At 51.8% G+C, this 14,778-nt stretch carries 16 protein-coding genes; 13 read left to right on the forward strand and 3 right to left on the reverse strand.

The genetic code is table 11. The features are described 5' to 3' along the window. Positions 1 to 35: 35 nt before the first annotated feature. Entirely contained in the window at positions 36 to 392 is a 357-nt protein-coding gene (locus Q0I19_RS00365; RefSeq protein ID WP_227593516.1) for a helix-turn-helix transcriptional regulator, read from the reverse strand. A gap of 132 nt (positions 393 to 524) precedes the next feature. Here Q0I19_RS00365 and Q0I19_RS00370 point away from each other — a divergent pair, with 132 nt between their 5' ends. The 13 genes from Q0I19_RS00370 (at position 525) to Q0I19_RS00430 (ending at position 11,921) form a co-directional block, all read left to right on the forward strand. Beyond that, complete coding sequence (locus tag Q0I19_RS00370) at positions 525 to 1,313, forward strand: LytTR family DNA-binding domain-containing protein (protein ID WP_294760624.1); 789 nt, start codon at positions 525 to 527, stop codon at positions 1,311 to 1,313. Further along, positions 1,298 to 2,647 (forward strand): sensor histidine kinase, encoded by a 1,350-nt coding sequence (locus Q0I19_RS00375; protein WP_227593518.1) that lies wholly within the window; start codon positions 1,298 to 1,300, stop codon positions 2,645 to 2,647. Before Q0I19_RS00370 ends, Q0I19_RS00375 begins: the two co-directional genes overlap by 16 nt. Before the next feature lie 82 nt (positions 2,648 to 2,729). Beyond that, entirely contained in the window at positions 2,730 to 3,299 is a 570-nt protein-coding gene (locus Q0I19_RS00380) for an accessory gene regulator B family protein (RefSeq protein WP_296023133.1), read from the forward strand. Positions 3,300 to 3,331: 32 nt separating this feature from the next. Beyond that, a complete protein-coding gene (locus Q0I19_RS00385) occupies positions 3,332 to 3,493 on the forward strand; it encodes a hypothetical protein (protein WP_294760621.1) in 162 nt (53 codons plus the stop codon). 167 nt (positions 3,494 to 3,660) lie between these two features. Continuing rightward, a complete protein-coding gene (locus Q0I19_RS00390; RefSeq protein ID WP_227595706.1) occupies positions 3,661 to 3,984 on the forward strand; it encodes a DeoR family transcriptional regulator in 324 nt (107 codons plus the stop codon). Positions 3,985 to 4,363: 379 nt separating this feature from the next. Then, positions 4,364 to 6,283, forward strand: a complete 1,920-nt coding sequence (locus tag Q0I19_RS00395; protein ID WP_296023136.1) for an ATP-dependent DNA helicase — start codon at positions 4,364 to 4,366, stop codon at positions 6,281 to 6,283. Positions 6,284 to 6,298: 15 nt separating this feature from the next. Next, complete coding sequence (locus tag Q0I19_RS00400) at positions 6,299 to 6,745, forward strand: recombinase family protein (RefSeq protein ID WP_294760616.1); 447 nt, start codon at positions 6,299 to 6,301, stop codon at positions 6,743 to 6,745. Positions 6,746 to 6,754: 9 nt separating this feature from the next. Continuing rightward, positions 6,755 to 7,177 carry a recombinase family protein gene (locus Q0I19_RS00405; RefSeq protein WP_294760614.1) on the forward strand — a complete coding sequence of 141 codons (423 nt, stop codon included), beginning with the start codon at positions 6,755 to 6,757 and terminating at the stop codon, positions 7,175 to 7,177. Then, a complete protein-coding gene (locus Q0I19_RS00410; RefSeq protein ID WP_294760612.1) occupies positions 7,167 to 7,334 on the forward strand; it encodes a hypothetical protein in 168 nt (55 codons plus the stop codon). The genes Q0I19_RS00405 and Q0I19_RS00410 overlap by 11 nt, the downstream gene beginning before the upstream one ends. A 90-nt stretch (positions 7,335 to 7,424) precedes the next feature. Next, on the forward strand, positions 7,425 to 8,954 hold the full coding sequence (locus Q0I19_RS00415; protein WP_294760611.1) for a recombinase family protein: 1,530 nt from the start codon (positions 7,425 to 7,427) through the stop codon (positions 8,952 to 8,954). Further along, positions 8,951 to 9,769 carry a recombinase family protein gene (locus Q0I19_RS00420; protein WP_270763358.1) on the forward strand — a complete coding sequence of 273 codons (819 nt, stop codon included), beginning with the start codon at positions 8,951 to 8,953 and terminating at the stop codon, positions 9,767 to 9,769. The genes Q0I19_RS00415 and Q0I19_RS00420 overlap by 4 nt, the downstream gene beginning before the upstream one ends. Positions 9,770 to 9,783: 14 nt before the next feature. Beyond that, positions 9,784 to 11,373 carry a recombinase family protein gene (locus tag Q0I19_RS00425; protein ID WP_294760608.1) on the forward strand — a complete coding sequence of 530 codons (1,590 nt, stop codon included), beginning with the start codon at positions 9,784 to 9,786 and terminating at the stop codon, positions 11,371 to 11,373. A gap of 89 nt (positions 11,374 to 11,462) precedes the next feature. Then, the gene (locus Q0I19_RS00430; protein ID WP_270763362.1) at positions 11,463 to 11,921 is read left to right on the forward strand and encodes a helix-turn-helix transcriptional regulator; all 459 of its coding nucleotides are present in this window, start codon (positions 11,463 to 11,465) and stop codon (positions 11,919 to 11,921) included. A 265-nt stretch (positions 11,922 to 12,186) separates the two neighbouring features. Here the strand turns inward: Q0I19_RS00430 and Q0I19_RS00435 are convergent, their stop codons facing one another. Together Q0I19_RS00435 and secG are read right to left on the reverse strand one after the other, a co-directional pair. Then, positions 12,187 to 14,313: a VacB/RNase II family 3'-5' exoribonuclease gene (locus Q0I19_RS00435; RefSeq protein WP_294760603.1), complete on the reverse strand. Its 2,127-nt coding sequence runs from the start codon at positions 14,311 to 14,313 to the stop codon at positions 12,187 to 12,189. Between the two features lie 149 nt (positions 14,314 to 14,462). Next, entirely contained in the window at positions 14,463 to 14,708 is a 246-nt protein-coding gene (gene secG, locus Q0I19_RS00440; RefSeq protein WP_294760601.1) for a preprotein translocase subunit SecG, read from the reverse strand. Positions 14,709 to 14,778 lie beyond the last annotated feature (70 nt).

Consider the following 14,778-nt stretch of genomic DNA (forward strand, 5'->3'; position numbering starts at 1 on the left):
CCACCGGAGGCAGACACGCCGAGCAGCCAATGCTTTTAACGATAAAATTCCTGATACAGCCGCCGCAGAATATCCAGCTTTCGGTCACTGAAAGCAGCACCGTGGCTGGTAGGTGCTGCAAACTCCTGCGCCAGATCGGTCAACAGCTGCACGCGGTTCTCGCTCATCTTTTGCAGCGGAAGGGTGCGGCTCTTTTCACCGTACAGCAGATAATCCAACGAAACATGAAGCGCTTCCGCCAGTGCTGCCGCGTTTTCCAGCGTCGGCACGGCAGTATCGTTTTCATACGAACCGATGGTCGAAGCTGATTTGCCAATTTTCTCGCCCAACTGCTTTTGCGACAGGTGTGCGTCCCTACGCAATTTACAGATGCGCTTGCCCATATCAAACATACCAAACGGCCCCCTTCCACTACCTTATAGTGTACCGTTTGACACACCGATATATCTGTTATATAATCAGAAAAACAACAGTAATTCTGCGATTTTAGGCAAGATACTTGACAACAAGGGGGGCAAAAGATTATGTTTGCAGCAGATGCCCGCAAGCACACGCCGGGCAAAAATGCCGAAAAGGAGAATTTTTCCATGCGCATACTGGTTTGCGATGACGACGCAGCCTTTGCCGGTCAGTTGGCGGAAAAGATAGAGGCCATCGTAAAGCCGCAAATGCCGCGCTCCACGGTGGATTGCGCCACAGATGCAGCGCAGTTGCGTGCTTTGCCGCTGGCAAAATATGATCTGGCTTTTTTGGATATTGATATGGGCCCGCTGAACGGCGTTGATCTGGCCCGTCGCCTGCATGAGCTGCGCCCCGATATGCTGCTAATTTTTGTGACGAACTACGTCGAATACAGCCTGCAGGGGTACGAGGTGCAGGCATTTCGCTATCTGCTGAAAGCCGAGATGCCGCAAAAGCTGGAGCGTTATGTGCAGCAGGCCCTTACCGCATACCGCAAGACCCGCGATACGGTTCGCATATTTTGCGATGGCGAGGATGTCGAGCTGCAGCCGCAGCAGATCTTGTACGCCGAGATGTCGGCCCGCAAGGTATGCCTGCACCTGCAGGGGGCCGACCGGGCCTTGTTGTACACGACCGCTACCATGGCCGATTTGGCTGACCTACTGGAAAACCACGGCTTCGTGCGCACACACAAAAGCGTTTTGGTCAATATGGAGCACATCCGCGATCTGCAAAGCACGCGACTGTATCTGCGCGACGGAACCGAGCTGCCGGTCAGCTCGCACACAGCCAGCGCCGTGCGGAAAATCTATACGCAGTGGAGGAGCGCGAAGAAATGGGTTATTGGTTAGGGATCGCTTTCAGCTGCCTGGACGTGCTGTGCGTGGCCGTTTTTTGCGATGCGTTTCTTGAAAGAAAAACAAGAGGCTTACGCTTTGTAGTTGGGGTTCTGCTCTACGGAGTCTTGTCTTATATCGCTACGGTTTTCGTTTCGCATATTTCGGAAGAATCGCCGATAACGCTTTTAAAATTTGCCGCACTTATTACGGTTTACTTCGTTTTTGCATCCTTGCTTTATACCGGGAAATTCTGGTTGCGGCTGCTGGTGGTTGTTTTGGCGTATGCAATTTCCACCTTGCTGGAATTTTGCGTTCTTTATTCTCTGCTGGCATTGCTTCATATTCGTTATGATGAATATGTGGCGAATATGAAGCTCTATCTTGCAAGCGCAGCTATAACATATAGTCTCAAATTCTTACTTTCTTCTGGAATCAAAAAGATTCACAAGCCGATGGTGGCAAGTTCCGCCAGCATCAAATGGGCACCCCTGACAATTGGATTTCCACTTATTTCTCTGGTTGGTATATCAATTTGCTATTATTTATCCATGAACGGCAAAATAGCAGCCGCATTTGTACTTTTTTCAAGTGGAATTCTGCTGGCAACCAATGCCGTGATTCTGATTTTGATAGATTTGACAGAAAAAAACAACCTCGCGCAGGAGCAGCAAAAAACGCTTAACGAGCAGCTGCGCTCCCAGCGTGCCAACATTGATGCCTTGAGCAGCGCCTACGCCACACAGCGCAAAATGACGCACGATTTTCGGCATCACATCGCGGCCCTTTCCGGGATGCTGCAGGGAGGCGAGACACAACAGGCACAGGACTATCTTGCCGCTTTGCAGGAGCAGCAGACTGAGCGTGCCCTGATGGTCAACACCCACAACTCGGCCATCGACGCCGTGCTGAACCAAAAGGGCTATGCCGCTCAGAAGCAGCATATCGATATTCAGTTTGAAGTCAACGACCTGTCGCCCTTGCAAATCGAACTGATTGACTGCACAGTCGTGCTGGGCAACCTGCTGGACAACGCCATCGAAGCCTGCCTAAAGCTGGAGGAAGCAAAGCGCCGCATTGAGGTCAGCGTTTTGCGGGACGAAGCCTACGCGGACGGCGATGCGAAGCTGTATGTCTCGATTATCAACACCAGCCTGCCGGTCCACATCGAAAAGGACTGTATTGCCACAACGAAATTGGAACCGCATCTGCACGGCTTTGGTCTGCCCTGTGCCAAAGAGCTGCTGCGCCGCAACAACGCCTTTTACACGATGGATTATCATGACGGTGCGTTCCAATTCTGCTTTGAATGGCCCGATGTGGCCTGCAATTCTTGCGTTCACGCATGAGTTTCTGTCACTTGCGCAGGATTCTTGGCACTTTAGCCTGGTTTGCAGTAGGATAAGGGCGAAAGATGACAAGGAGATGCCGATGGAACAGATTGCAAAAAAGCTGACGCAATACTTTCTGGCGCACGGTCTTATCAAAGAGGACGACGCCGAGGTGTGCCAATACGCGCTGTACCAACGTATTTCCCGCGCCGTGGGCCTGATTGCTCTGACCCTGCTTGGTGGACTGATTACGGATTTCGGTTCGGCCTTTTGCTTTACCGTTTCGTTTCTTTTCCTCCGTGAGCGCACCGGCGGCTACCATGCCAAAACAGAATGGCAGTGCGCATTATACTCTGCCGCCATGATTTTTGCAACGATGTTCGCTTTGCCGATTTTTGCGGAGGAGCCCAACAATTATTGGGCAATTATGATTGCCTCCTCTGCCCTGATATGGGTTTCGTCACCTGCCGATAATAAGCAGATACACCTTTCCCGTGCGGAAAGCAAGGCGATGGCAAAGCGCGCACGTTTGCGGCTATTGCTTCTGGGCGCTGTTTCGCTTGCCCTGTTGGGCGTCCATGGTCACCTTTTCGCCAGCTCCATTGCGTTGGCGGAGCTTTCGGTCGCGGTTTCCCTTATGATGGCCACAGCCGGCTTTGGCATACAATAAATAAATCATTACAATTCAGGAGGAATCCACTCATGAAAGAAACCATGCAGCAACATTTGCACACCGTTGGGCAAAAAGCCATTCAGAACGTGATTCGCCACGAATACGGCGATTGGCCGCCCAAGAGTGGGGGCTTTTATTACCAACCCCACCGCCCCGAAAAGCCGCTGCCCAAACCGCAGGACAAAAAGTAAATCTCACGCTGCAGTTCTAAGCCCGTCGCATCTCAAATGCGGCGGGCTTTTTTATGCCTGCTTCTCGAAAAATTCACAAAAAGTTCAAATAATTAGAGAACATTTTCTGCGCTATTAGCCTTTAAGATGATGAGCAAGGGAAAAACGAGCAGAAAAGAGGTGAGAGTGTGTCAAGTGCCGATCGACGCCAAGCCGAAATATTAGAACTGTTGTATATGCATGAAAAATGCAATGTCAACGATTTTGTCGAGCGTTTCGGAGTCAGCAGACGTACCATTACCTCAGATATTGTAGTACTTACTCGCAAGCACAATATCAAGTCGAAGTCCGGTCCTCACGGTGGAATAGAAATAGACAGGGACCTAAAAACCGATGAAGTGCCATACCTAACAGATTTTGAAACTTCATGGTTGAAACGGAAATATGACGAAGCTGAAATCGAAGAAGATCGCATAGCGGCACACTCCATTCTCCGGCGTTTTTCTCTTTAGCGGATATAGTCCGTTCCCCAGCACCTTGACAACCGAATACCCAGCATAACAGGTACGTTACTTTCCCGGCAAGCCCCCGTGGGCGGTCCGGCAAACCGAAATTGCGGCGGAAAAGACCATAATGATACGCCAGCAGCCTCCCGCGTCAGAGGGGGTGACCGAGCCGGAGTTGTAAGCAGTAAGACTCCGGCGGAGTCAGTGAACGGGTGTGCCAACACCCTGCCTGTTATGTTCCCGGTGTCAGGGGTGCGAGCGGCAAATGTGGCACACTTACTTAACTATCTACTTTTGCCGTTTAGGGCAAATCGTGGGCAGCAGGAACCCAAGCGCCTGCTGTCCATCATTTTGCTTTAAACGGGATGGAAAACAGGGGTGTAAAATGCAAACCTATCCAACGGGCTATACGGAATCCCACCGTATGGCCGAGAAAATTTTCCGGGAGATTTTACCCCGGCACAGCATGGCGGTGCGTGAGGAACAAATCGCGCTTTGCCATGAAGTTTTAGATACCTTATATAATAAGGAAATTTCCCTGTGCGAGGCAGGTGTAGGCACCGGCAAGACTCTGGCATACCTTGTAGCCTGCATCCTTTGGCAGATGCATCGCCCAGAGCGAATGAAGCTGCCCAGCGTTATCTCCACTTCCAGCGTTGCTTTGCAAGATGCGATTCTTACTGAATATTTGCCCGACTTGTCCGCTGTTTTGCTGGGCGAGGGCATCATCCGCGAACCTATTACCGCTGTTGTCCGCAAGGGCAAAGAGCGCTTTGTCTGCGATGCCCGCCTTGCTGAGAGGGCCTCACTGGTCCAGCCGAGCAGAAAACGGCAAACCAACAGTCTAAACATCGCTGCGCACATATTGGACATGGATCATATCCCGGAACTCTCCCGCTATGACCGCTGCCGGATCTGTGTGCCGCAGTCCTGCCCGCGCGATTGCTTTCTGCGCGAGGATTGCCGCTACCAGCAGTATCTGCGGGATTCCATGAAACCCGACATCCAAATTTGCAATCACAATTATCTGCTGGCTGACGCATCGCACCGACTTGAAGATAGACCACTGCTCCTGCGCAGCTATCAGGCTCTAGTAGTGGACGAGGCGCACAAATTACCCGATGCCGCCCGCCAGATGTACACGGAAACACTATCCCAGCACAACATGGATGAATTGTGCCTTTTATTACAACAGGCGCACTACAAGGATTTTGCCAGACAGCTGCGGACGGCGTTCCTTACGCTGTCGTTCTCCTGCACGCAGGGGCTTTCCAAGCTGCGAGGAAAAGCGAGCGAACCGTTCGTGCTTACGCCGTTCCGCCGCGCTGCGCTCATCGACTGTATAGCATTGTTGCAAAATGCTGGCGGATTGCCGGATGTGCCGCGATACCTGCTGAACAGGCTGGGAGAAGCAGAAAGTCTCCTGCGCCTTTTTCTTTTGGAGGTGCCGACGCGCATCCTCTACATCGACTACGATGCCGATGGTCAGCCCACATTCTGCGCAGCCAGCAGCCGCGTACCGCAGTTGCTTCGCAGTGCGCTCTGGAACACCCGCGAACCCGCGATTCTGACCTCCGGCACATTGGCTGCAGCCGGAGATTTCAGCCACACGGAACAGCTTTTGGGGCTGGCAGCATATGCCCCCCTGCGCCATTTCCGCGCAGATTCTCCGTTTAACTATAAGAAAAAATGTCTGTTGTACTTTCCGCCTCGCGTAAAAATGCAAATGGACAACCGCAAAATGGCAGAAGAAATCGTCCGATTGGTGGATGCCTGCCACGGCCATGCTCTGGTGCTGTTCACGTCTTACCGCCAAATGGCCGAAGTCCGCGCGCTGACGGACGGTCAGTGGCAGTACCCGACCTATCAGGCGTGGCGCAACGGCGGCAGGGTGATTCAACAATTCAAAGAATCCGGCAACGGCGTACTGTTTGCGGCGGGCTCCTGCTGGGAGGGTATTGACTTTCCCGGCGATATGGTGTCTCTGCTGATTATCGCAAAACTGCCGTTTCCGATTCCTGACCCGGTCAGTGACTATGAGCGCAAGCAGTACCCGAACCTGCGCGACTACATAAACGCCGAAGTCATCCCCGAAATGCAGAAGAAACTGCGGCAGGGATTTGGCCGCGCCATCCGTACCGAGCAGGATTCCTGCGTGGTAGCGATTCTGGACGAGCGCGCGGGCATCGGCGGCAAGTACCATGACGCCGCGCTGGCAGCACTGCCGACTTGCCCAATCACCGAGAAAATCGAAGATGTTCAGCAATTCATCCGGGAGCAGAAGCGCCCGGATTACTTTTTGTGAAAAGAGGGATCTGCAATGTACCTTATGCGAAACCACGATGTCTGGATTTATGTGCGCTGCGCCAACAGCGATCCGCGCATTGCCTTTGACCGGCTGTATGACCTTATCGACGAAGCAGCAGGGCATGGATTCCTTGTACGCGGCACATCTTTTGACCATTGCAGCGGCAACACCTTGAAAGACCGCATTGGTCTGCGCTCTATGTTGGACGCAGTAGAGAACGGTCGGATTGAAGCCGTGATGGTGCGCGATTTGGAGCAAATCAGCCGCAACAGCTACATACTGGTGGGCGTTATTGAAATTCTGCGTCAGAATGATGTCTATCTCATCACCACCGAATGTGACCTGAACGCCGAACTCATCAACAGCGGTCTGGAACGCTTTGTCGGTGACCGCTTCACGCGGGCATCGTTCGGCAAGCCGCGATTTGATGTTCGTCTCCCTCTGATGGAGCAATTCTGAGGTGCGCCCATGAAAGAATACAAAGTGTGGGCGTTTGCCCGCAGTGCCGCACCGAACCTGCCCGCATTGGAAGAACAGCTTGCAGAAGTCATGCGTGAGGCCGACAGACGCGGCTACATCATCGTCAACTCCTGCATGGAGCAAAAGTGCGGTACCGAATTCTGGCGACCTGATTTGTTCGCCATACTCACCGCTGTGCAGCAGGGGCGTGTCAACGCCGTCATGGTGCAGAGCCTTGACCGACTGAGCCACGACATTACAACCTTGTACCGTATCCTGCGCTTTCTGCAGAATTATGGTGCCGTACTGATTACTACCGAAACCAATCTGCAATATGAACTCTATCTGACAGGGCTGGAGAGTCGGATCCTGGCTCGTACCGCGCGGACCGGAAAAAGAGTGCCGTGGGAGGTGGCTGTCGATGCAGATTGACCCGTTTCCCGTAAGGCTGGAACAGGAGCTGAAATACGCACTGGCCTATGCCGCGCTGGTATCCGCTGCCGCAAGCGGAAGATTGCCTAGGGACATCTGCCAGCGCGCCAATGTTGGTTATGCCCGGAAATGCAGCGTTTTGTGCCGCGATGTTTAGTGGTTCTCGTGAATAGCTTTTGACCTGCCTTTCGGGTATGTTGTATGTGACAAAAAGAGTGTCACAGCGTCAAATCCAGAGGTGAACATCATGCCGCAAGTCCAAGTCATCCAGCCGATACAGCAACAGCCGAAGCGCCTTCGCGTGGCGGCCTATGCCCGCGTCAGCAGTGATTCAACCGATCAGCTAAACTCGCTGTCCGTGCAGGTGGACTATTATACGCATCTGATACAGGAAAATCCAAACTGGGATTTCGCCGGAATCTATGCCGATGAAGGCATTACCGGCACCAGCACCAAACACCGTGAACAGTTCAACCGTTTGCTGGATGACTGCCGCGCAGGACTGATTGACCGTGTGCTGGTCAAGTCTGCATCCCGCTTCGCCCGCAACACGGCGGATGCGCTGGCATCGGTGCGCGAAATGAAAAGTCTTGGCGTAACGGTTGTTTTTGAAAAAGAAGGCTTTGACACCGAAACTGCCAACGGCGAAATGATTCTGAGTATGATTTGCGCTACAGCACAGGAAGAGTCCCTGTCCATATCACAGAATACAAAGTGGGGCATACGGAAGAAAATGCATGACGGCACTTATATAACCAGCTTGACACCGTTCGGCTATAAAAAGATTAACCGGCAACTGTTTCCCGATGAAAAAGAAGCAGCAACCGTCAAAGAAATTTTTAATCTGTTTTTGAATGGTTTCAGCACGGCGGAAATTGCGAACCATCTAAATACCAATCACCCTAAGCCAGATGTGATATGGCGTTCTGCTTCTGTACGGTTTATCCTACGAAATGAAAAATACATTGGCGACAGCTTATTCCAAAAGAACTATACTCCTGATACCCTTCCACTAAAAAGTTGCTGCAATACTGGACAGCTTCCAAAATACTACGTTGAGGGAACACATCCCGGTATTATTTCAAAAGATGAATTCGAAAGAGTTCAGTCGCTTCTTACACAAAAGAATATCAATAGCACGAATAGTCGAGCCTGCATTTTATCCAAGGTTGTATTCTGCGCCCTATGCGGTCATGTTTGCTCAAGAAAAGTCCGAAAGTCCCAAACTTTTGTATGGTGCTGTAGAACGCATTTACAATCTGCCGCCCTTTGCCCATTAAAGCCTGTTTCGGAAACTGAAATTCAGCAAGCATTTTTATCCGTTTACAATAAATTGCAGGCGAACCAAAGCTATATTTTGCAGCCCATCATAGACACGCTTTTACAGCTTAGGTTTCTGCAAGAACAAGCAAATTCTGCGCGGCAAACAGCGCGTGATGATGTACAGCGCCTTGCAAAACAGCGGCACAACCTTACACGAATCCACACACTGGGATACATCGACAACGCCCAGTTTCTTGAACGTAGTATAGCCCTTGATCAACAACTACGGGAAAAGAAAAAATTCCTTTCCAAACGCACCACTGACAATAGTTTTGAAAGAGTCCTTTTCCAAACCCGTAGCATACAACAGCAATTGGGATCTTCTCCCCCACTGGAAACATTTGATGGCACCATTTTTACCAAATTGGTAAACCGCGTACAGGTCAGCCCTACCACAATAGAATTCAAGTTTATGAATGGCATGACACTATCTGAAAAACGGAGTTCGCTATGAAAAAGCGTTACATCTTATTCGGCTATCAAATTCAAAATGGTGAGTTCTGTATTGTTCAACAAGAAGGCGCCGCCGTCGAGTATATTTTTGATGCTTACAGCAATGGTGACAGTCTCCAGCAGATTGCCACACACATGAGTTCATGCGGGCCACCTTACCGTTCTTCAGACAACCGCTGGAATAAAAATATCATTGCCCGATTGCTTTCCTGCGACATTTACTGCGGTACAGCAACCTATCCCGCCATTATCACAAAAGAACTGTATTTCCAAGTACAGCAACTTCGCAATGAAAAGTCTGTATCCTACTCCAGCGTTCTGCAGTCGTTCCGTGATGATATGCAATGTTGTTGTGGAGAGCGCCTGTATTGGTATCCCAAAACGCATCAATGGTACTGTCGTCACTGTGGAATGTGGTCGAATCGAATTCGCCCAGAAGAACTCTCTCAGCAACTTCGTGAAAAGTTATTCTGGATTTGTCGGCATAATGAAAGAATCTGCTCTCCACAGGGCGCAAGCAATATCCACTCCATCGAATCTTCCCGGTTGAGCCATGAAATAAATACCCTGCTTGCTTCCCCGGAGCCAGATGCCGAGTCTATTGTTCGCAAAATCCTGCACCGCGCAGAGTTACAATTTACCTGTTGCTCCGCAGGTGATGCAGACCCAGCAACTCTGCAAATCAAGCGTGCCTGTAACGAGCTTGAACCGACTGACACTTTCCCACTGAAATTATACGCAGAAATCGTCAGCAATGTCATCCTGTATCGCGACACGCACATTGAAATAAAACTGCGAAACGGACAAATACTGTAACAAGGAAAATCAAAATGAGCAACACAAGAATCATCGAAATACCTGCCACAATGCAGACAGGCAAAGGAAAAAATCATGCCATCCGAAAACTACGCGTGGCTGCCTACTGTCGCGTCAGCACCGAGGAAGAAGAACAGCAAAGCAGCTTTGAAACACAGAAGTTGTATTATACCGAAAAAATCACTTCCACTCCCGAATGGGAGATTGCCGGCATCTACGCAGACGATGGCATTTCCGGTGTACACACTAAAAAACGCGACGGCTTTAATCAGATGATTCAGGACTGTAAGAAACGGAAAATTGATTTAATCCTTACTAAATCTATTTCGCGTTTTGCCCGCAACACACTGGACAGTATCCAATACGTCCGAATGCTGAAAGCACTTGGCATCGCAGTTATTTTTGAAAAAGAAAATATTAATACATCAACCATGAACTCCGAGATGATTCTTACCGTGCTGAGCGCTTTTGCACAGGCGGAAAGCGAGTCAATTTCACAGAATGTCGCGCGCGGTAAGCGAATGGGATTCCGACAAGGAAAATTTCCGTTTCCTTACAGACAAATTCTCGGATACAGAAAGGGTTCGGACGGCAAGCCGGAAATCATTCCCGAAGAAGCCGAAGTGATTCGTATGATATTCAACAGCTATCTGCAAGGCGCCAGTTTACAGACGATCAAAAAGCGATTAGAGGCTGACGGCGTACTCACTGCACGTGGCAACAAGAAGTGGTCGTCCGAGAGCGTCCAGCGGATTCTCCAGAACGAGAAATACTGCGGTGATGTGCTGCTGCAAAAGACATTTATCGAGGATGTACTGACAGGCGTATCCAAGAAAAATACCGGCCAACTGCCGCAATATTACATAGAGAATAACCACGAGGGAATCGTCACGAAGCAGACATTCCGAGAGGCACAAGCTGAAATTGCCCGCCGCAACAGCAAGTCGGCCACCAACCATCGCAAGCGACATCGAGGTCGCTACAACAGCAAATATGCCTTATCCGAACGATTGGTCTGTGGTGACTGCGGCAGCTCCTACAAGCGAGTCACTTGGAGCATCCACGGCAGAAAGCAAATCGTCTGGCGATGCGTCAACCGACTTGAATACGGAACGAAGTTTTGCAGCAACTCACCCTCTATCCCCGAAACAGAGTTGCATCAAGCAATTTTGAAGGCCGTGCAGAATTTAGCTGCCAAGTTTACCAGCGAGGTTGCTGACCAGCTTAATGGGATTCTCCATCAGATAGAAGTCGGCGAAAGTCTGACACCACAGCTGCAAGCACAGTTAGAGCAAAACCAACAGGAATTTGACCACCTACTGGAAATGTCGCTGGACTTTGATGAAAACACCCCATTCCTTGATGACAAGCTGAAAAGGCTCAGCGATAAAATCAAACAGCTAAAAACTGCCATCACACAAAGTTCAGTCAATAGCCAAACGCCATCCACCCCTACAAATCCGATAACCGCAAAGGACCTTTTGATTACAGAATACGACGATATGCTTACAGCGAGAATCATAGAAAAAATCATCGTTAAATCACGGCAAGATTTAGAAATTATTTTTATCGGAGGTTATACGCAACAGATTTCACTGCAATAAAGGTACACAGCCAAAACTGCCCATCTGCGTAGCAACTTTACGCGGACGGGCAGTTTTTATTTTTGCGTAAGAATGGAGACAGCCACACTATGAACATCGGAGATAAAATCAAACTCGTGCGCCGCCATCGCGGTCTTACACAGCAGCAGTTGGGTATATTGATTGATATTAAAAACGGGGCAGCGAACCGCATTGCACAGTACGAAACCGGGTACCGCACACCTAAAGCCGAAATTGTAGAGAAAATCGCTAAAGTTCTAAATGTTCGGGAAGAAACATTCTATATGCCAAACGATACCATAGTCGATCTCATTCGCACGTTGATATGGTACGATTGGGAGCATAGTTTGCCTTTTCAAGACTTTGGAGATAGTACGCAATGTTTCTTATTACGCATTCGGCTCTCGTGCAGTCATCCTGCCGTAAAGGCTCTTTTAGCAGATTGGCAGATTCATAGGACAGCATTCGAGAACGGTCGAATCACGTCATCGGACTATCTTGAGTGGATGCTCCAATGGCCACCGACCTTATCTGCACCAGATGATTGACATTGCCATTTGTAAGGAAATTTTTTCTGCTTCAAATTTTGTCAACGCATGAAGTCTGGTATCTTTTTTGTCACATCGAGACATGTTAAAAAGCTACATTCAAATTCGTTTTGAATGTAGCTTTTGCTTTTTATGTCTTTTTCCGGGTTGGGTTTGCTAAGGCGGGGAATCTCTCTGCGTTTGGTGAGGGTCTGCGCCAAATGACAAACGGAACAGCCGGCAGGGTTTCCCCTGCCGGCTGTTGTGCTGTATAAAAAGGTAGAGCTTACTCCACCATATACTCGAAGTCCACGCGGCCCAGTGCGACGTCGGCACCGGCAACGCGAATCTTCATCGAGGTGCCCAGCATCCAGCTGCGACCCGTCAGCGGGTCCAGCATGCTGACACCGTCAATGACCTGCGGCTCGCCCTTGCACAGCTGGGCGGCGGGGACAAAGCCCTCGACGGTGTTTTCCAGTTCCACAAAGATGCCGCGCGGGGTGATGCCTGCCACGGTACCCATATACACCTCGCCCAGACGGCTGTGCATATACTCTGCCTTGTACAGGTCCTCGACGTCGCGCTCAATGCGCACGGCGGCGACCTCCTGCTTGCTGGACTGCTCGCTGGCGCGCTGGGCAAACTCGCCGAAATCGGCGTTCAGCTGGTTGGCGGAAGCCCCCAGCAGCAGCTCGCTTAAAATGCGGTGAATGGCAAGGTCGGGGTAACGGCGGATGGGGCTGGTAAAGTGGGCGTAGTCCGCCAGCACCAGACCGTAATGCCCCAAGGGCTGCGGGGCGTAGCGGGCTTTTTGCATACTGCGCAAAATGCCGGTGTGTACGGGGATCTGGATGGGCTGACCGCGCGTTTCGTCCAGCAGGGCGGCAAGCTCCAGCTGGGTGGGGATGGGGTTCTTGAACTTGGCGTTCAGGCCGCAGGCCAGCAGCGTGGCGGACAGCTTTTCCATCTTTTCGGCGTCGGGTGCCTCGTGCACACGGTAGACAAAGGGCACCTTGTTGGTGCGGCCTGCGTTGGCGGCGCACTGGTTGGCCAGCAGCATAAACTCCTCGATCATGCACTCGGAGGTGCCGCGCTCGCGCTTGACAATGTCGATACAGCGGCCGTTTTCGTCCATAATGAACTTGGCCTCGGTGGATTCGATATCCATGCCGCCGCGCTTTTTGCGCAGTTCCATGCGCTTGCGGTACAGCTCATCCATGACGGGCAGCTGATCCGCCACGGGGGCGTACTTCGCCTGCAATTCGCTGAGGTCGGCGCCCTCCTCGGGGGCGAGCAGGGCGTTGATCTCCTTATACACGCCTTTGACGCGGCTGCAGATCACGGTTTTGACGAACTTATAGCTGCTGATGTTGCCCTGCTCGTCCAGACGCATCAGGCAGGAGAATGCCAGACGCTCCTCGCCCTGATTGAGCGAGCAGATGCCGTTGGACAGCTGGGTGGGCAGCATGGGGATGACCTTGTCGGCGTAGTAGATGCTGGTGGCGCGCTCAAACGCTTCGGTATCCAGGGCGGAGCCGGGGCGCACATAGTGGCTGACGTCGGCAATGTGAACGCCCAGCTCGTAGCCGTCGGCCAGCTTTTGCAGGCTGATGGCGTCGTCGATATCCTTGGTTTCGGCGGAGTCGATGGTGAAAATGGGGATGGCGCGCAGATCCAGCCGCTTGGCGGCCTCGGTCTGGTCGATGACGGCGTTGTCGTAGGCGTGGGCTTCCTCCAGCACGTCCTCAGGAAATTCCTGACGGACGTTGCGTCCGTACAAAATCGCCTTGGAGCATTCCGACGCATAGTCGGACGAGCCGAATTTTTCGACCACGGCGGCGCGGTGGTCGCTGTGGCGCTCGCCGCGGTGGGTGATCAAAAAGCCGACCTTGTCGCCCAGATGCACGCCCTCACTTCCCTGCTTGGCCAGTAGGAACTTGACGTCGCGGCAGCCGTCCGGCTCAACGCAGAGGCGACCATCGTCGGACAGGCAGACGGTACCGGCAAAGCGGTTGTTGGGCACGGTGACTTCCAGCACCTCGCCCTCGGACGAGCCTTCCACGCGGGGGCGGTCAAACAGCTTGACCAGAATTTTGTCCTGCGGCATAGCACCGTGCAACGCGCGGCCGGGGATGAAAATATCGCCGGTGCCGTCGTCGCGGCTGGCAAAGCCGAAGCGGGCTGCCAGTTTGACCAGCGTGCAGGGAATGGCGTTGGGCGCGGCTTCGTTGCTGAAGGTGGCAAAGCCGGGGGCGTACTGCCCGTTTTTGATGGTCAGTTCGCCGGTGGCCACCATGGCAGACACGGTGGTGCGCAGACGGGAATTGTCCACCTGCAGGTTGTTTTGCAGTTCGCGCAGCGTCATGGGGCGGCGCTTGACCGCATTTAAAACATTTTTCTGTAAGGGTGTCATAGTTACTCCTTTGATTTACGTCGCTTTATCGTCCGATAAAGCCCTTCCTGTGCGGGGGGAGCCGCAAACTTTCCCACAAAAAACGACCCGCCTTGACACCAGTGTGTACAGGTACGGGTCGGCTTTTCTTGTTATACCGTGCGGCCGGATTACAGGCGTGCGCTGAGGACGCAGACCACCAGCGTTACCACAAAAAACACAATGCCGCAGATCTTGGTGATCTTGGCCAGCTTGGCGTCGACACCGCGCTGACGGCCGGCAGCCATGGCAGAGCTTTCGCCCATGATGGCACCGGACAGGCCGCGACCCTTCTGCTCCTGGGCCAAGGTAAAGACAACGATCAAAACGGAAACGACGATCAGAACGACGCCGAGAGCGATTTCATACCAGTTCATTGATGTAGCACTCCTTAAAATTTTCATGCAAGATACAGTATAGCATACTTAGCCCGCGCACGCAAGAGGA

Source organism: uncultured Gemmiger sp. (assembly GCF_934561205.1).
In the GTDB taxonomy this organism is placed as follows: domain Bacteria; phylum Bacillota; class Clostridia; order Oscillospirales; family Ruminococcaceae; genus Gemmiger.